A 16779-nucleotide genomic window follows, 5' to 3' on the forward strand; every position below is an offset into this window, starting at 1 on the left:
TCACTGCTCCTCTCCTCCGCCATTGGTTTTTTGTTTTTTCCTTGGCTCTTCTCTCATGTCGTATGCTGTCTTCTTTTTTTTTTTTCAGGGGAAGACGGGAATACGGATTTTTGCCCGGCTCCTGGGCTCCGGGATGGTTATAAGAGACAGGCCCCGGCCCCGGTCCCGGCGGTCCTGGTGCCGGAGGGAACCCGGCGCTCCGCTTCCAGCAGCCGCCTCCGCCGTCCTACGGCGGCGGTGACGGGTACGACTACCAGAGCTCCCGCCCCTCGCAGGTGAACCGTCCCGCCGAGCCGATCCCGCCGGGGCCGCCGTACGGCGGCGAGCCGTCGGGTCCGGGCGGGCCCGGAGGGCCGAGCGGCAACGGTGGATTCGGCGGGCCCGGCGGCTCTGGAGGTCATGGTGGGCCCGGTGGGCCCGGCGGCCATGGCGGTCAGGGTCCCGGCGGACCCGGACGTCCGGGTGGTCCCGGTGGCCCGTCGGGGCCGGGGGGTTCCTCCGGGTTCGGCGGTGGGCCTGCGGGCCAGCCGGGTCCAGGCCAGGGCGGTCCAGGTCAGGGCGGTCCAGGTCAGGGCGGTCCAGGTCAGGGCGGTCCGTCCGCGTTCGGTGGGGACCCGTCACGCCCCGGTGCCTCGGGCTTCGGCGGTGACCCGTCGCGTCCCGGCCCCTCGGGCTTCGGCGGCGATCCTTCACGCCCGGTTCCGCCGCCGCCCGGTCCTACGCCGGGTGGTCCCGGCGGGCCTGGTGGACCCGGCGGCCACGGTTTCCCCGGCGGGCCCGGCGGCCAAGGTCCCGGTGGCGGTCAGGGCCCCGGCGGCGGTCCCGGTGGTGGGGCACCGCAGGCGTTCCAGCAGGCCGGAGCCACCGCTCCGCCGGCCTTCCCGCAGGAGACCCGCCGCCCGCAGCCCGGCGGCCCCGGTTCCGGTGGCGGCCCCTCGTTCGGCGGTGACGACGACTGGGTGATCTCCCCGCCGTCGACCGGCCCGGGCGGACCCGGTGGCCCGGGCGGCCCCGGTGGCCCTGGCGGTCCCGGTGGCGCGGGTGCCCGTCCGGGTGGCTACGGCTACCCGCAACCCGGTGCCACCCAGGCCCCGCCCGGCCCGGCGTACCCGCAGGCGCCGACGACGTGGAGCGCGACCATCGGCCCCGACCGCGACTACTTCATGGCGATGATGCAGCGCTCGGGCCCCGAGGCCGCGGGCCTGAACCTGCCCGCGTACTCCCCGGAGCAGCGGCGCGCCCTCACCGGCAACCAGATCACCATCGGACGGCGCCGCCACTCCACCGGCGACACCCCCGACATCGATCTCTCGGTACCGCCGGAGGACCCGGGCGTCTCCCACCAGCACGCGGTACTGGTGCAGCAGCCCGACGGCAGCTGGGCGGTCGTCGACCAGAACTCCACGAACGGCACCACGGTCAACGGTTCCGAGGACCCCATCCAGCCCTTCGTGCCCATCCCCCTCCAGGACGGGGACCGGGTCCACGTGGGCGCGTGGACGACGATCACGATCCGCCGGGGCTGACCCGCCCCACGTCAGTAGGACACGGCTCAGGGTCGACCGAACACATCGGTCGGCCCTGAGGCCGTTGGGCGCCCGCACGGCACCCGCGCGGGGCCGGCCCCGCGCCGTCTATGCCTTTGCCCGGGGCCCGACGGCCCGATCAGGGCAGCGGCCAGGAGTACGGCCCCTCCGGATCGTCCAGCCAGGCCCAGGCACGGTCGCCGCGGACCGTGATGCCGTAGCGCTCACGGGACGGCATCCCCTCGCGCTGCCACAGGGCGAGCGCCTCGTGCGGGTCGAGGCTGGCCGCCGTGAGGGCCAGCAGGAACCGGAAGAGCTCGTGGTCCCTGGCCCGGTGCGGCAGGCCACCCAGATGCGGATGGACCGCGTCCGGCTCACTGCCGCCGCGCAGGGGCACGAAGTACGCGGAGGTGTGCAGGAAACGCCCCTCCGCGTGCTCGGCGTCCTCGACCCGAAGCCGTACCAGCCCCGTGGCCAGCGGCGTCAGGATGCGCGCGCCGGGGGTGCACTGGGCGAGCCAGGCGCGCGGGATCGAGTGCAGTGTGCAGGTCGCGATGATCCGGTCGTACGGCGCCCGCTCGGGCACCCCGCGCGCCCCGTCCCCGGTGACGACGGTCGGGTGGTACCCGGCGGCGTCCAGGTGCCTGCGCGCCGCCTCCGTGATGTCGGCGTCCAGATCGACGGTCGTGACCAGGTCGTCCCCCAGCCGGTGCGCGAGCAGGGCGGCGTTGTACCCGGTGCCGGCGCCGATCTCCAGCACCCGGTCGCCGTCCTCCACCTCCAGCTCGGCCAGCATCTTCGCCATCAGCGACGGCTGGCTGCTGGAGGAGATCAGCTCCCCGTCCCGCACCCGCGTGGCGAGCGGCGTGTCCGCGTACGCGCCCCTCACCCAGCGCTCACGCCGCCTGGGGTCGCGTTCCTCGCCCCACAGCCGTTCGAAGCCGCGCAGGGCACCCACGTAGTAGTACGGGACGAAGAGATGCCTGGGGACGCTCTCGAACGCCTTCCGCCACTCCGGGTCGGTGTCCCAGGCCCCGCTCGCCTCGATCTCACGCACCAGCGTCGATCGGGCCTCGGCGGCGAGACGTTCCAAGTCGTGGTCCACAGTGTGCGTGCCCATACCTCCACTGTGCGGCCGGACGCCTCCAGAGGCGAGCACCCCGGCACTTCGTTCCGGAATCGACCGGTCCACCCCTATTCTTGAGGGTCCTAGGCCTCAAGACCTCCGCCGCCGCGTCTGAGACCATGGGGAGCGTGAATGAGATTCGGCGCGGCACGCTTCAGGAGCAGACCTTCTACGAGCAGGTCGGCGGCGAGGAGACCTTCCGGCGCCTCGTGCGCCGTTTCTACGAGGGTGTCGCCGAGGATCCGATCCTGCGGCCCATGTACCCCGAGGAGGACCTGGGCCCGGCCGAGGACCGCCTCACGCTGTTCCTGATCCAGTACTGGGGCGGCCCCACCACGTACAGCGAGAACCGGGGCCACCCGCGGCTCCGTATGCGCCACGCCCCCTTCACCGTCGACCGTGCCGCCCACGACGCCTGGCTGAAGCACATGCGCGACGCCGTCGACGACCTCGACCTCTCCGAGGAACACGAGCGCATCCTGTGGAACTACCTCACCTACGCGGCCGCCTCGATGGTGAACGCCCCGGGCTGAGCGGGTTCAGCGAACGCTGACGCCCAGCGTTCCCAGTCCTGCCCTGCGTACGGCGATCGATCCGTACGGGGTGCGCAGGCGGAGCCACGCGCCCGACGAGAACAGTCCCGGGGTAGCCGTCTCCGGCGCGCCGGACGCGCGGGGGGAGCGGAGGAAGCCGAGCGACTGGGCCGCGTGCACGGCGCGCACCGGCAGAGGTGTGTCCCCGACCGTCCGGGACCAGATCTCCCGCCCGATGCGGTCCAGCTCGGCCCGTGTACGGCGCTCGGGCGGCAACTCCTCGGTGCGGGACCGGAATTCACGTACCGCGGCGGAGACCATCGCCCGCAGCGCGTCCGGCGCGGGCAGCCCCACCTCCGGCTGCCAGCCGCCGCGCGGGGGAAGCACCCCGGCCCACGGCGGTCCCGTCACCGCTCCCGGGACGACCGCCGTGGCGCCGGACTCGTCGATGGCCTCCAGGAGTTCACCGGCCGAGACGGTCACGTCGAGCGTGACGTCCAGCCCGCTCTCGTACGGCTTGGCGAGGCGCACGGCCCGGATCGCCAAAACCTCGAAGGACGGTGGCCGGCCGAAGACGGCGAGTGCGGTGCCGGCCGCCTGGAGGCGCACCGCGGCCCCACGGTCGTAGTGGAGCAGCCGGGAGAGGAAGGCCGCGAGATCCGCCGCCTCCCCCTCGTCGGCGAGGTGGAGCACCGTCATGCGGCGACGGCCTTTTCCTCGTCATCCCGGTACTCCTCCAGGAACTCGCGTTCCTCGGAGGTGATCCGGCGGGGCCGCTGCGTCGCGAAGTCGAACGGCACTATCACCGTCGAGGCCCGGACATAGACCTGGTCCGGGTCCTTGACCTCGTAGGTGATCGTGAACGACGCCGCTCTTATTTCCGTGACCCACAGCTCGATGTCCACGGGCTGGTGCCGGTGGATCAACTGCCGCTTGTAGTCGATCTCATGGCGCGCCACCACGGACCCCTGCTGGAAGTCCTTCTCCGGGCGGAACAGGAAGTCGATACGGGCTTCCTCCAGGTAGCGGAGGAAGACCACGTTGTTGACGTGGCCGTACGCGTCCATGTCCGCCCAGCGCAGTGGGCAGCGGTAGATGTGCCGCAAGATCGATCAGCCCCGGGTCAGCTTCTTGTAGGTGGCGCGGTGCGGACGGGTGGCGTCGGCGCCGAGCCGCTCGATCTTGTTCTTCTCGTACGACTCGAAGTTGCCCTCGAACCAGAACCACTTGGACTCGCCCTCGTAGGCGAGGATGTGCGTGGCCACCCGGTCCAGGAACCAGCGGTCGTGGGAGACGACCACGGCGCACCCGGGGAACTCCAGGAGCGCGTTCTCCAGCGACGACAGGGTCTCGACGTCGAGGTCGTTGGTCGGCTCGTCGAGGAGCAGCAGGTTGCCGCCGAGCTTGAGGGTGAGCGCCAGGTTGAGGCGGTTGCGCTCACCGCCGGAGAGCACCCCGGCCGGCTTCTGCTGGTCCGGGCCCTTGAAGCCGAACGCCGAGACATAGGCGCGGGAGGGCATCTCGACCTGGCCGACGTTGATGTAGTCCAGCTCGTCGGAGACGACGGCCCACAGCGTCTTCTTGGGGTCGATGTTCTCGCGGCTCTGGTCGACGTAGGAGATCTTGACGGTCTCGCCGACCTTGATCGAACCGGAGTCGGGCTCCTCCAGACCCTGGATCATCTTGAACAGGGTCGTCTTGCCGGCGCCGTTCGGGCCGATGATGCCCACGATGCCGTTGCGCGGCAGCGTGAAGGAGAGGTCGTCGATGAGGACCTTCTCGCCGAAGGCCTTGCTGAGGTTGTTGACCTCGACGACCACACTGCCCAGTCGCGGGCCCGGCGGGATCTGGATCTCCTCGAAGTCCAGCTTCCGCATCTTGTCGGCCTCGGCGGCCATCTCCTCGTAGCGGGCCAGACGCGCCTTGGACTTGGCCTGGCGGCCCTTGGCGTTGGAGCGGACCCACTCCAGCTCTTCCTTGAGCCGCTTGGCGCGCTTGGCGTCCTTCTGGCCCTCGACCTTGAGACGGGTCTGCTTGGTCTCCAGGTACGTGGAGTAGTTGCCCTCGTAGCCGATGGCGCGGCCGCGGTCGAGCTCCAGGATCCAGCCCGCGACGTTGTCGAGGAAGTACCGGTCGTGGGTGACGGCGACGACGGTGCCGGGGTACTTCGCGAGGTGCTGCTCCAGCCACTGCACGGACTCGGCGTCCAGGTGGTTGGTGGGCTCGTCGAGCAGCAGCAGGTCGGGGGCCTCGAGCAGCAGCTTGCACAGCGCGACACGGCGGCGCTCACCACCGGAGAGGTTGGTGACGGGCCAGTCGCCGGGCGGGCAGCCCAGGGCGTCCATGGCCTGCTCCAGCTGGGTGTCCAGGTCCCAGGCGTTGGCGTGGTCCAGGTCCTCCTGGAGCTTGCCCATCTCGTCGAGGAGCGCGTCCGAGTAGTCGGTGGCCATGAGCTCCGCGACCTCGTTGAAGCGCTTGAGCTTGCCCATGATCTCGGCGGCGCCGTCCTGCACGTTCTGCAGGACCGTCTTGGACTCGTCCAGCGGGGGCTCCTGGAGGAGCATGCCGACGGTGTAGCCGGGCGACAGGAACGCGTCACCGTTGGACGGCTGCTCCAGGCCCGCCATGATCTTGAGGACGGTGGACTTACCGGCACCGTTCGGGCCGACCACACCGATCTTCGCGCCGGGCAGGAAGCTCAGCGTGACGTCGTCAAGGATCACCTTGTCGCCGTGCGCCTTGCGTGTCTTGCGCATCGTGTAGATGTACTCAGCCAAGAGAAACCGTCCGGCAACTTGAGATCTGGCAGTGGGCAGTACCACCCATCTTGCCGCACGGCCAGCCCTCGACGGAAACCGGATGGTGAACCCCCCTCACGAGCGACGCGGCCCCGGCGCCTGGGAGACGTACCGGGGCCGCGGGGCACGCACGTGTCACCGAACGGTCACTCACTGTTGAGTTGCCAAGGAGCTGTCTCCCTGACGGCCTGCTCGCCGTTCTCGTCCGGCGATCCCTCAGGGGTTCCGCTTGCGGATGAGGATCATCACCGCGCCGCCGATCACGACCAGCCCGATCGCGATGCCGCCGATCACCGGGGTCGCTCCGGAGCTGCCGGTCTCGGCGAGATCGGTCCCGGTGTCGGCCACCGTACCTCCCCCGACCGTCGCCGGGCTCGGCTCGCTCAGCGTCTGGACCGAGTTCCCGCTCGCACCGGCCTCGGTCTCGGTACGGCAGTCGAGTACGCCACGGAACTGCTTCGCGTAGCCGTTGGGCCCCTCGATCGTGAAGTCGTACGCCTGGTCCTCCTGCAGCGGGATCGTCACCGTCCGGGTCCCGCCCGCCTCGATGGTGTACGTGATCCCCATCAGTTCGAAGGTGAAGGGCTTGTCGCCCTCGTTGGCGGCTGTGATGTCCAGGCCGCCCTCCGCGCAGTTCTTCTCGGCGGACAGTGCGGGTATCGCGCCCTTCTCGGCCCAGTGCGCGATCGCCGTCGCGGAGACCGTGGACTCGCTGGAGCCCGCGAGGATCTGGGTCTGGCTGCGGGTCTCGGAGGCGAAGGCACGGCCGACCGGGACGGTCGTCGAGGCCTCGACGGTCAGCTCGGCCGTGCCGTCCGCGGTGTCCCTGGGCACCTCGAAGTACAGCTCGCTGCCGTCCCCGGCCGAGGTCACGGCCTCACCGTCGGCGTCGACGACCTTCACTCCGTCCGCCGTCGAGTCCGAGGGCGGGGTCACGGTCACGCCGTCGGCGTTGGTGTGCACCGTGACCGGGCCGAGCCGCTCGCCGGCACGACCGGAGACCGCCGGCGGGTCGAGGGTGAGGGAGGCGGCCGGCTCGGTCAGGTTCCGCGCGTTCTTCTCCAGGTAGTCCGCGAGCTGCTCCGCCTCCGGGTCCAGGGCCGTCACCTCGGCGCCGTCGGAGTACCGCCAGATCGCCACCTGCGTACCGGTCGCCGCGTCCTGTTCCGTGAGGCCCTTGGCCCCCGCCTTGCCGGCGAGCGCGGCGAGGTCGTTCACCTGCGGGTAGGAGTTCTGCAGGATCCAGCGGATTCTGCCCGCGTCCTTGTTGGCGCCCAACGAGGTGCCGCTCCAGGGGGTCTCCTGGTATTTGGCGTCCTTCTGCGTCGGGTTCTGGACGTCGACGCAGTAGGTCTGCAGGGTGCCGCCGCCGTCGACAAACATCTCGAACAGTCCTGCGGGAAGCTGCTGCTCCTGGCCTTCGTCGGTACGGAGCAATGCCGTCCCGTACGTCTTGAGCCCGCCTATGGTGGCGGTCGCCCCGCCGGAGCTCTGCGGCGTCTCGTCGGCGGCGGCTGGGCTCGCGGTGACGATCGTGCCCGCGACGACGAGGCCGGACGCGAGCGACACGGCGGCGAGTCGGCCGGCCTTTCGCCTGCGTGCGGCCCGCCCGGGCCAACCGGAGACCGACGCCGAGAACCAAGAAACCACAGATTTTCCCTTCGAGCAGGACCCGTTGACGTGGGGGGTGCGGTCCCACCAGCAGAATCAGAAGCCCCGTGAGCTATGCCCGGCATCCTAGGGATGCGGCGCACCACTCTTCCCAGTCGTATCGTCGGACAACCGATCCGAATCGGAATCGTTATCGGGCACACAGCTCACGAACAGCACTTATCGACAAGTTGATGCGATGTACACACGGGCTCTTCACAGCGCGTCCGCCGATGGACCACGCTCTGATGTTCCGCCCCGATGCTCCGACTTGACGGGCCGACCCGAGGCCGGGATCTGAGGTCACGTCACACCTGCTGGCTCCGGCCGGAGTTCGGCAGCGCTGTCGAGCCTGCTGCCGGGGGGCGGCGTCTCCCAGGCCGGTTCCGGCTGGGACGGGGACGGGGACGCGATCGACACCTCGCCCCTGGAGGTCCGCCGGAACGCCGAGGTCCCCCGCGACAGATCGTGGCCGACGGCGACCGCGTCGACGTCCGCCGAGACCCGACTCTGCCCGTCGCGCTGTTCGGTGCGCACCTTCAACCGCCCGTGCACCATGACCGGATCACCCAGCGCGACGGACGACGCCACGTTGGCGGCGAGTGCGCGCCGGGCCCACACCGTGAAGAAGTTGGTGTGCCCGTCGGTCCACTCGTTCTTCTCGCGGTCCCAGTACCGCGAGGTCACCGCCAGCCGGAAGCGGGCCGACGAACCCGTCGACAACTCCCGGCAGACCGGCTGGGTCGCCACGTTCCCCACCACGCACACCATCGTCTCGTTCATCTCGTGAACCCCTCCTCCACGCCGGCTGCGGACGCCGCCGGCTGCGGACACGCGTACGGGCCCGTCCCGTACGGCTGACGTGTCCGTTCGTGCGGCGGTGCTGTGATCGCCGCGAGTCCAGATTGCCGCCGTCGGGCCGAGCCCGCTGAGCCCTGTGTGCTACTCGCCGGTTGTGGAAAACTCCGTCACCCGAGGGGGTGAACCGGCCCTCACCTCACCGGCGCCGCCCCCAACACCCGTCCGTACTGCTCCCGCACCTCCCGGTACCGCAGCAGTTCGGCCGCCACCGGATCCAGCACCCGGGCCCGGCCGCACCCGGCGGCGGCCTCCCGCAGCCGCCGTTCCGCCTCATGGCCGTAACGCCGTGCCGGACCGCGCGCCGCCAGCCGGCATCCCCATTCGACGACCGGACCGCCGACGATGCCGATCACCATCAGCAGCACCGGGACCCCGAGATTCGGTGCCATGAACCCGATGATCTGCCCCAACAACCAGAGGCCTCCCACGACTTGGACCAGCGTCATGGAGGCCTGCGCGAGCACCGCCGCCGGCCACCAGCCCGGCCGCGGCGGCCGCCCCGTCGGCGCCCCGGCCACCAGTTCGTCCAGCGCCTCGGGCAGCCCCTGCGCCCCCCGCACGGCCGCCTCACGCACCGCCTGGGCCCAGGGAAGGGGCAGCCCCCTCGCCGCGCGCTCCGACAACGTCCGTACGGCCTGTTCGACGCGTTGCCGGGCGGTGGCCTCCTCGTCCACGGGCGCCGTCAGGGCGAGCCGTCCCGTAGGGGGTTCGCTCCGGTCCCGGTACCAGCGCCACAGCCGCAGCCAGGGCGTCCCGCACGCGCGGTTGGCGTTGCGCAGCCAGGCGCGCTCGGCGGCCTCTCCCGCGGCGGTGGCGCCAACGGCGTCCGCGAGGCGCGCGGCGAACTCGTCGCGCGCCCTCTCACTGAGCCCCGCGCGCCGCTGATTGGCGTACACCGGCCACAGCCGCGCGGCCGCCGCGTCCAGATCGGCGCGGACCCGGCGGGCGGGGGCACCGCGCTCGGCGACGAACTGCTCCAGCGCGTCCCGCAGTTCACCCACGCCGTCCCCGGTGAGCGCGGACAGCGCGAGCACGGTGGCCCCGGGTTCGCCGTGTTCCCCCAGCGCGACGCCGTCCTCGTCGAGCAGGCGCCGCAGATCGTCGAGCACCTGGTGGGAGGCCTCCCCGGGGAGCCGGTCCACCTGGTTGAGGACGATGAACATGACCTCCGCGTGTCCGGCCAGGGGCCGCAGATAGCGCTCGTGGAGGACGGCGTCGGCGTACTTCTCCGGGTCGACGACCCAGATGACCGCGTCCACCAGCGCCAGGATCCGGTCGACCTGTTCGCGGTGCTGCACCGCCGCCGAGTCGTGGTCGGGCAGGTCCACCAGGACGAGGCCGCGCAACTGCGCCTCCGCCTCCGCGCTCTGCAACGGCCGCCGCCGCAGCCGTCCCGGGATCCCCAGCCGGTCGATGAGGCTCGCCGCTCCGTCGCTCCAACTGCACGCGATGGGCGCGGCCGTGGTGGGCCGGCGTACGCCCGTCTCCGAGATCGCCACCCCCGCGAGCGCGTTGAACAGCGTCGACTTGCCGCTGCCGGTGGCGCCCGCGATGGCGACGACCGTGTGCTGCCCTGAGAGCCTGCGCCGCGCCGCCGCCTCGTCCAGCACCCGCCCGGCCTCCGCCAGGGTCGTGGTGTCCAGCCGGGTGCGGGACAGTCCCACCAGCTCCCGCAGCGCGTCGAGCCGGGTACGCAGTTGCCCGTCGTAAGCGAGCGGGACGACCGACTGCGCGACCGGGGCCCTGATCTCCACGGCCGGCCCCGCCCCGGTCGCACGCCGGGCGATGAGCCCGTCGCCCCAGGGGTCACCGGACTCCGCACGCGCGGCAGCCGATTCCGTACGCTCTGTACCCGATTCCGCCCGCGCGGCGCCTGATTCCACCCGCGCGGTACCCGATTCCGTACGCACGGACATGCCCCGGGAGTTGTCGCCGGACGTCGCACGGGGATCGGAGCGGGAGGCGCTGCCGCCCGATCGGTCGTCCACGCGCGCGTGGAGGCCGTTGTCGCCGACGCTCGGACGCGACTCACGGGGCGGGCGGGCCGACGGATTGGCGGTGGTCCTCTCCCACCCTCCGATCGGCCCCCGTTCCTCGGCCCTCTCCGCACGCTCGGCCCCGGCGACAAGGCCGTTGGCCCGGCCCTCGCCCTTCTCATCGACCATCTTGCCGACCTTCTTGCCGAACTCCGCGCCGACGTCGTAGCCGAAGTCCCTGCCGAAATCCTTGCCGAACTTCTCGTCGAACTCCTTGTCGAACCCCCTGTCGGGCTCCTGACGGGCTGTCCTGTCGTCCCCCTTCTCGGGGACGTCGTCCCCGGTCTGATCCCTGTGATCAGTGACGGCGGTCACGGCGGTCACCTCTCCTTCTGCAGTACGGACAGGGCGGCGATGAGTTCGGCCTGCGGGTCGGGCTGTACGTCGAGGGCGTCGAGCGGGGCGAGCCGACGGTCGCGTTCGGCGTCGAGCGCCCGTTCGAGGTAGTCGGTGAGCAGGCGTCCACCGCGGTCGCGCAGCCGCAACGCGCCGTGCGCCCCGATCCGTTGCGCGAGCCCCTCCCCGGCGGACCGGGCCCGCCGACCGCCCAACAGGGCCGTGGCGCCCAGGGCGGCCACCACCTCCATGTCCGGAGCGACGCTCCGGTCGAGGTCGCGCACCTCTTCCTCGGCGTACTCCTCCAGGACACGCCGCCACCGGCGTACGGTCATCCCGATCCGATGCTCGACGCTCTCCCCCGAGGTGTCACGCTCCGTCAGTCCGGCGGCCACGGCGGCCGGTTCGCGGCTCCAGGCCTCGCCGACGCGCTCGTCGGCGGCGGTGACCGCGCACAGCAACAGGGTGCCGAGGCTCTCGACGAGGGCGTCGAGCAGTTCACTGGCGGTGCAGTCGAGGGGGTAACTCCGCCACCGTTTGAGGGCGTCACCCGCGAGCACGGCCCCCGCCTGCAGACGCCCCTTCACGCGCGCGTGCTCGCTGTCGTACGCCGAGTCGACGGCGGCGGTGAGCCGGAGAGCGGCGGAGTACTGCTGGGCCGCCGCGCTCGCCAGCTCGGGCATCCGGGACCGCAGAGAGTCGAGAACCCCGTGTGCGGTGCGGGCCATGGCCTGCTGTCGGGCCCCCGGATCGGTCGCCTGCTGGACGAGCCAGGTCCGCAGCGGCGCGACGGCGGTGCCCGGCAGCAGCCCGCCGCCCCAGGCGGACTCGGGGAGTTCGGGGACCGTGAACCGGGGTACGTCGCCGAGTCCGGCCTTGGTCAGCAGCGCACCGTACTGCCGGGAGACCTCGGAGACGACCTGGTGGGGCACCCGGTCGAGCACGGTGACCAGGGTCGCCCGGTGTTCCTTCGCGGACCGCAGCAGATGCCACGGCACGGCGTCGGCGTAGCGGGAAGCGGTCGTGACCATCACCCAGATGTCGGCGGCGCAGATGAGCTCGGCGGCGAGTACGCGGTTCTCGGCGTCCAGCGAGTCGACGTCGGGCGCGTCGAGCAGCGCGAGACCGGGCGGCAGGCTGTCGGCGGTCTCGATGCGCAGGAAGCGCTCGCCCTTCTTGCCGCCGCCGTCGCAGTGGCCGTCGCCGTCCGGCGGGAACGCGTCGTCGTCCGGGTCCTGACCGGGATCTCGTGGCGGCGCCCACGCGCGCGTGAGGTTGGGCAGGACCCGCATGCCGCTGAACCAGTGATGGTCCTCGGGATGGCAGATCAGTACGGGCGTGCGGGTCGTCGGCCGCAGTACGCCGGCCTCGCTGACCTTCCGTCCGACCAGGGAGTTGACGAGAGTGGACTTGCCGGCTCCGGTGGACCCGCCGATCACCGCCAGCAGCGGTGCTTCGGGTTGTCGCAACCGGGGCACCAAGTAGTCGTCGAGTTGCGCGAGGAGTTCGTCGCGGTTGGCACGCGCGCGCGGGGCCCCTGCCAGGGGCAGCGGGAAGCGCGCGGCGGCGACACGGTCGCGCAGGGCGGAGAGCGCGTCGAGCAGCTGGGGCCGTACGTCCAAGGTCACCACATGCGAAGAATGCCCAATTTTGTGGACTTTCTGAAGCATATAAGTACGCCTGCGCGCCGACCGGACACTCGGGACGGAGGGGACGAGAGGGGCGCAGGCATAACGAGTGCACAACACCCGGGGCCCGAGACGGCAAAAGAGGTGCACGATTCGTACCTGCCTGCGATTATCAGGACCGCTTCACCGAACCTCCACATTGAGCCACGGAGGCGAAGCAACAGGGACAAGGACTCGGGAGCCCTATCCTTGTCCCCGGCAACGTCACGGATCAGCCCACACCCGGGCACCAAGACAGAGGCCACCACAGCCGGCCCCCGTAGCTCAGTGGATAGAGCAGGCGCCTTCTAAGCGCTTGGCCGCAGGTTCGAGTCCTGCCGGGGGCGCGCATTTATGCAGGTCAGAGCCTGTTTCCAGCCCCTCGCGAGATCACTCGCGGGGGGCCTTTTCGTTGCCCGTGAGGAGGATTTGTCAGGTTATGAACCCTTGATTGGGGTGCTGCGTCCCACATACGTCCCCCGGTTGGGGCAGCAACTTACGGCCCACCGAACTTGGCCTGAGAGTCGCCGCTGGTCAGATCCATGCTGATGGGCTACCAGCGAACACCATGGCAGTCGTCAAAGCGGCGCCTGCCCTGTCCTTTTCCTATTGGCTCGAACTGCCCCACGCCGGTCCTTGGCTGCGGGCCCGGGCCGAGGACCGGATCCGGGCCGCCCGGTCCACCGGTCTGCGCAACCTCCCCCTGCACCACACCGCACAGAACAAGGTCTGGCTCGAGATCGTGCAGGTCGCACTCGACCTGCTCGCCTGGATGCGCACGGCCCCGTCGACAGCACCACCCGACCCGGAGCAGTGGAACCCGGCGCCCACCCGAGGCGACACTCGGGCCGCAGCCCTGCCCACCCTCAGCCCAGCACGCGAAAACGGTCCACCGACTCCGTCGGCGGACCGTCATGAAACATCGAGGCCAAGGGGCCGCTTCCACACTCGCGTTCGGAAAGGGTGATCCCCCGGTGAACGCCGTGACCCTCGGTGCGCGGGCGCGTTGAAGGGGCGTGCGGCCACGAAGAAGCGGTCGTGCTCACCGATCAAGAAGGAGAACGTGATGTCTCGCATCGCGAAGGCAGCCGTCGTCACGCTCGGCACGTCAGCCGTCGTGCTCAGCGGCGCCGGCCTGGCCTCGGCGGACGCGGGCGCCGAGGCCAAGGCCGTCGGCTCCCCGGGTGTCCTGTCGGGCAACGTCGTCCAGGTCCCCGTCAACGTGCCGATCAACCTGTGCGGGAACACGATCGACGTCATCGGCCTGCTGAACCCGGCCTTCGGCAACGTCTGCGTCAACAAGAGCGACGACAAGCACAAGGGCAACCCCGGCAGCCCCGGCCCGTCCGGCTACGGCCACTGACGGGGCCGACACCCCGAGCGACACGGCAGTACCAGGAAGCCCCCGACGGTGTCCCACCGCCGGGGGCTTCTCTCGGTTCCCCGAACCCTTTCCCGCAGCCGGTCCCGAGCCCCCGCAGCCCGGTCACGCGGCCCCCACCGGTCACGCGTACCGGTACACGCTCCCGATGTCCTCCATCTGCCCCGGCGTCACGTTCCACGGCGGCATCCGCTCGTCGCGGGCGAGGATCCGCCCCCGCTGGGCGTCGCCCCGGGCCGGCGGCTCGGCCGGGAGGTAGCGCGCGCCCTTGTGCCGCCGCTGCCAGCGCGTCCACTGGAGGTCGATGAAGGCGTGGTGCAACCAGAAGACGGGGTCGTTGACGGAGGCGCCGCCGACCATGTGCCCGCCGACCCACCGGTGCACCCGGTTGTGGTTGAGCCACGAGCCGTTGCCGGTCCCCTGCCCCCACCCTTCGAGCCGGTTGCGGAACCCCTCGCTGGTGACCGAGTTCCAGGGGGCCTTGTCGTAGACCGGCTCGGCGAGGGCCGCCTCCAGGTCACGGGCGGTGGGCAGACCGACGGGGTTGCGGGGGTACCCGAAGTCCCGGGTGAGGTACTCGATGTCGGTGAGCCCCTCCGTGATGGTCCACCTGCCCGTCCCGTACGCGAAGGGGCCGGTCATCACCCGCTTGTCGGAACGTCGGCCGTTGCCGCCGAGCAGATCGGCCGTCCAGGGCACCGACGTGGTCGTCCGGTCCCGGGTCCAGTCCCAGTAGGGCACGGTCACCCCGTCGTCGATCCGGCGCAACGCCTTCTCCAGCTCCAGCACGAACCGGCGGTGCCAGGGCAGGAAGGAGGGCGCCATGTGGGCCGTCCGCAGACCGCCGTCGCCGTCGGAGACGTAGTGGTCGATGTGCATGCGCACGAACTCGTCGTACTCGCCGCGCTGTTTGAGCTGCAGCAGGGCTCCGACGAACCGCCGCCGCTCGCTGCGGGTGAGGGTGCTGACGTCCTTACGCGTGTAGGCCATGGCCGACCGCCCCCTCCGCCGTCGCCGACACACGCAGGCTCTGGGCCGTGCCGAGCTCGTCGACAGCGGCGCGGGTCGCCCCCAGGGCCGTCGGGTACGAGCGGTAGTGGTCGATCATGCTCAGGTACGTTCCGTCGGCGCGCCGCATCAGGTGCAGCGGGCGTCCGTCGACGGTGACGTCCCAGGTGTCGACGCCTGGCGTCCGGGCGCCCAGATAGGCGGCCTGTCCCGTGTCTGCCTTGGCGCCGCGGATACGGCGGCCCCGGTACGTCTCGTCGAAGTCGGCCTCCTCGGGGCGTGCCGACCGGCGTGGCCACGCGGCGGCGACGACGGGGGCCACGGCCAGGGCGAGGGCCGACACGCCCAGGGCGCGCAGCGCGTTGCGGCGCGTTCTGTTCCGGCCGGCGGCGGGGTCCACCGCCACTCTGCTCGTCGTTCTGCCCGTCATTCTGCCGACGAACAACACTCTCTCCTCGTCGTGTTCGGTAGCGATGACCCCTGGGCGGCCGGCCCGGGCGCGTGCGGCCCGGGCCTCGTCCTCCGTGTCGCCGGGGGCTCAGACGAGCCCGAGGTTCGCGGTCGGCGCCGTCCGTAGCACCGGGGTGAGGACGGCCGCCTGGGGGTCCTGGAGGCTGGGCAGGCCCAGCGCGTCGGGGTTGGGCGCGGTCAGCGGGGTGTCCACGTTCAGTCCTGGGGTGAGGGTCCGCAGGTCGGCGGCGGGGGCGTCGACGCCGACGCGCTCGAAGCCCTCGCCGACGATCCGGGGCAGCGGGGTCTCGGCCCGCAGCCCCGGCAGCGCGGCGCCGAGCGGCACCTGCGGCAGTGCACTGGCGGGCAGCAGCCGGCCCTCGACGTACGTCGGTCCCTCGGGGGCGCCCGGCTTCAGCAGCGGCAGTTCCCCGCCCAGCCTGGGCATCTTCACGTTGAGGGAGTGCTCCACCCCTTCGAGCGGTACGGGGACGGGGACCGTCTCGGCCGCGACGGCGGGCGCTGCGGAGGCGCCCACCACGGCCGCCACACCGGTGACGACGGCGGCAAGGGTTCCTCGGGTGGTCGGCTTCATCTCGGTACGGTCCCTTTCAGGAATGGGCGGATCCGGGGCTCGGCGTCCGTACCCGGTGAACGATCCGGAGATCTCCCTCAGCGGAAGATTCGCCCGACTGCCGCAATAGTCCGAGAGGCCTATCGGCCCACGATCGTCTGATCGTCCCGTCGGCCTGCCGGGTGGTCAGGTGGCCAGCTGGTCAGGTGGTCCAGAAATCCCACCAGCGGGTCAGGATGAGCATGCCGATCACTCCGAGGTGCACCACCGGGAACACCCAGGTGAATTCGCCCAGGAAGCTCCTCGGTCCGGCCGGCGCGGGCAGGAAACCGTCGCGGACGACGAACGAGGTCAGGTACCAGAAGAGGACGATCGTGGCGATCCAGGCCAGGCAGCACCACAGACAGAGCGAGTTGATCCGGTACAGCGACTCGAACTGGAGCCAGGTCACGAACCCGACCCCGAACAGCGCGCCCGCCTCGAAAGTCAGCCAGTACCAGCGCGGGAAGGCCGCCCCGGCGAGCAGACTCGTGCCGACGCAGATGACGATGCCGTAGGCCACCAGACCGATCATCGGATTGGGGAACCCGAACACGGAGGCCTGGTCGCTCTTCATGATGTTGCCGCAGGAGACGACCGGGTTGAGGCTGCACCCGGGGGTGAAGTCGGGGTCTTCCAGCAGCTTGAACTTGTCGAGCGTGATGACCCAGGAGGCGAGCAGCCCGGCCGCACCGGTGATCAGCAGCAGGATCGCGAAAGCACGACTGCCGCCCGCCGCACGGGACGTGCCCACCGCGCCCGCCGCACCAGCGGCACCCGCCCGCCCCGACGAC

15 protein-coding genes, 1 tRNA gene and 1 pseudogene are annotated in these 16779 nt (G+C 71.2%); 5 read left to right on the forward strand and 12 right to left on the reverse strand.

All coding sequences use genetic code 11. The annotated features are described in order from the left end of the window. Window positions 1-275: 275 nt before the first annotated feature. A complete protein-coding gene (locus tag P1P70_RS25470) occupies window positions 276-1526 on the forward strand; it encodes an FHA domain-containing protein (RefSeq protein ID WP_413471542.1) in 1251 nt (416 codons plus the stop codon). 139 nt (window positions 1527-1665) lie between these two features. Here the strand turns inward: P1P70_RS25470 and P1P70_RS25475 are convergent, their stop codons facing one another. Continuing rightward, window positions 1666-2646: a methyltransferase domain-containing protein gene (locus P1P70_RS25475; protein ID WP_319241600.1), complete on the reverse strand. Its 981-nt coding sequence runs from the start codon at window positions 2644-2646 to the stop codon at window positions 1666-1668. Window positions 2647-2771: 125 nt separating this feature from the next. Between P1P70_RS25475 and P1P70_RS25480 the strand changes: the two genes are divergently transcribed. After that, window positions 2772-3185 (forward strand): globin, encoded by a 414-nt coding sequence (locus P1P70_RS25480; protein ID WP_319241603.1) that lies wholly within the window; start codon window positions 2772-2774, stop codon window positions 3183-3185. Window positions 3186-3191: 6 nt separating this feature from the next. On the opposite strand, the gene P1P70_RS25485 is transcribed toward P1P70_RS25480, so the two are convergent. The 7 genes from P1P70_RS25485 to P1P70_RS25515 all read right to left on the reverse strand — a co-directional run bounded on the left by P1P70_RS25485 (window position 3192) and on the right by P1P70_RS25515 (window position 12536). Beyond that, entirely contained in the window at window positions 3192-3884 is a 693-nt protein-coding gene (locus P1P70_RS25485) for a hypothetical protein (protein WP_319241605.1), read from the reverse strand. After that, on the reverse strand, window positions 3881-4291 hold the full coding sequence (locus tag P1P70_RS25490) for a thioesterase family protein (RefSeq protein ID WP_319241606.1): 411 nt from the start codon (window positions 4289-4291) through the stop codon (window positions 3881-3883). Before P1P70_RS25490 ends, P1P70_RS25485 begins: the two co-directional genes overlap by 4 nt. A gap of 6 nt (window positions 4292-4297) precedes the next feature. Beyond that, complete coding sequence (gene ettA / locus P1P70_RS25495; RefSeq protein WP_319241608.1) at window positions 4298-5962, reverse strand: energy-dependent translational throttle protein EttA; 1665 nt, start codon at window positions 5960-5962, stop codon at window positions 4298-4300. A 237-nt stretch (window positions 5963-6199) separates the two neighbouring features. Continuing rightward, entirely contained in the window at window positions 6200-7633 is a 1434-nt protein-coding gene (locus P1P70_RS25500; RefSeq protein WP_319241610.1) for a TQXA domain-containing protein, read from the reverse strand. 303 nt (window positions 7634-7936) lie between these two features. After that, window positions 7937-8416 (reverse strand): single-stranded DNA-binding protein, encoded by a 480-nt coding sequence (locus P1P70_RS25505; protein WP_319241612.1) that lies wholly within the window; start codon window positions 8414-8416, stop codon window positions 7937-7939. A 209-nt stretch (window positions 8417-8625) separates the two neighbouring features. Beyond that, on the reverse strand, window positions 8626-10854 hold the full coding sequence (locus tag P1P70_RS25510; protein ID WP_319241613.1) for a GTPase: 2229 nt from the start codon (window positions 10852-10854) through the stop codon (window positions 8626-8628). Continuing rightward, window positions 10851-12536 (reverse strand): dynamin family protein, encoded by a 1686-nt coding sequence (locus tag P1P70_RS25515; RefSeq protein WP_319241615.1) that lies wholly within the window; start codon window positions 12534-12536, stop codon window positions 10851-10853. The genes P1P70_RS25510 and P1P70_RS25515 overlap by 4 nt, the downstream gene beginning before the upstream one ends. A gap of 271 nt (window positions 12537-12807) precedes the next feature. Between P1P70_RS25515 and P1P70_RS25520 the strand changes: the two genes are divergently transcribed. From P1P70_RS25520 to P1P70_RS25530, 3 genes and pseudogenes are all read left to right on the forward strand, one after another. Then, a tRNA-Arg gene (locus P1P70_RS25520) sits at window positions 12808-12880 on the forward strand. 293 nt (window positions 12881-13173) lie between these two features. Beyond that, window positions 13174-13308: pseudogene (locus P1P70_RS25525) on the forward strand (IS1380 family transposase); the annotation flags it as partial. A gap of 291 nt (window positions 13309-13599) precedes the next feature. Continuing rightward, a complete protein-coding gene (locus tag P1P70_RS25530; protein ID WP_319241617.1) occupies window positions 13600-13896 on the forward strand; it encodes a chaplin in 297 nt (98 codons plus the stop codon). A 141-nt stretch (window positions 13897-14037) separates the two neighbouring features. Here the strand turns inward: P1P70_RS25530 and P1P70_RS25535 are convergent, their stop codons facing one another. From P1P70_RS25535 to P1P70_RS25550, 4 genes are all read right to left on the reverse strand, one after another. Beyond that, window positions 14038-14904: a tyrosinase family protein gene (locus tag P1P70_RS25535; protein ID WP_319241619.1), complete on the reverse strand. Its 867-nt coding sequence runs from the start codon at window positions 14902-14904 to the stop codon at window positions 14038-14040. After that, a complete protein-coding gene (locus tag P1P70_RS25540) occupies window positions 14888-15352 on the reverse strand; it encodes a tyrosinase family oxidase copper chaperone (protein WP_319241621.1) in 465 nt (154 codons plus the stop codon). Before P1P70_RS25540 ends, P1P70_RS25535 begins: the two co-directional genes overlap by 17 nt. A gap of 108 nt (window positions 15353-15460) precedes the next feature. Next, window positions 15461-15967 carry a hypothetical protein gene (locus P1P70_RS25545; protein ID WP_319241623.1) on the reverse strand — a complete coding sequence of 169 codons (507 nt, stop codon included), beginning with the start codon at window positions 15965-15967 and terminating at the stop codon, window positions 15461-15463. Window positions 15968-16148: 181 nt separating this feature from the next. After that, window positions 16149-16739 (reverse strand): vitamin K epoxide reductase family protein, encoded by a 591-nt coding sequence (locus P1P70_RS25550; RefSeq protein WP_319241625.1) that lies wholly within the window; start codon window positions 16737-16739, stop codon window positions 16149-16151. Window positions 16740-16779 lie beyond the last annotated feature (40 nt).

This window comes from Streptomyces sp. MB09-02B (assembly GCF_033794485.1).
In the GTDB taxonomy this organism is placed as follows: Bacteria; Actinomycetota; Actinomycetes; order Streptomycetales; family Streptomycetaceae; genus Streptomyces.

Bases quoted from the DNA above. Each gene is read 5' to 3' on its own strand.
- P1P70_RS25475 (WP_319241600.1), bottom strand. From the start codon at position 2,646: ATGGGCACGCACACTGTGGACCACGACTTGGAACGTCTCGCCGCCGAG.
- P1P70_RS25515 (WP_319241615.1), bottom strand. From the start codon at position 12,536: ATGCTTCAGAAAGTCCACAAAATTGGGCATTCTTCGCATGTGGTGACC.
- P1P70_RS25535 (WP_319241619.1), bottom strand. From the start codon at position 14,904: ATGGCCTACACGCGTAAGGACGTCAGCACCCTCACCCGCAGCGAGCGG.
- P1P70_RS25540 (WP_319241621.1), bottom strand. From the start codon at position 15,352: ATGACGGGCAGAACGACGAGCAGAGTGGCGGTGGACCCCGCCGCCGGC.
- P1P70_RS25545 (WP_319241623.1), bottom strand. From the start codon at position 15,967: ATGAAGCCGACCACCCGAGGAACCCTTGCCGCCGTCGTCACCGGTGTG.
- P1P70_RS25530 (WP_319241617.1), top strand. From the start codon at position 13,600: ATGTCTCGCATCGCGAAGGCAGCCGTCGTCACGCTCGGCACGTCAGCC.
- P1P70_RS25505 (WP_319241612.1), bottom strand. From the start codon at position 8,416: ATGAACGAGACGATGGTGTGCGTGGTGGGGAACGTGGCGACCCAGCCG.
- P1P70_RS25485 (WP_319241605.1), bottom strand. From the start codon at position 3,884: ATGACGGTGCTCCACCTCGCCGACGAGGGGGAGGCGGCGGATCTCGCG.
- P1P70_RS25480 (WP_319241603.1), top strand. From the start codon at position 2,772: ATGGGGAGCGTGAATGAGATTCGGCGCGGCACGCTTCAGGAGCAGACC.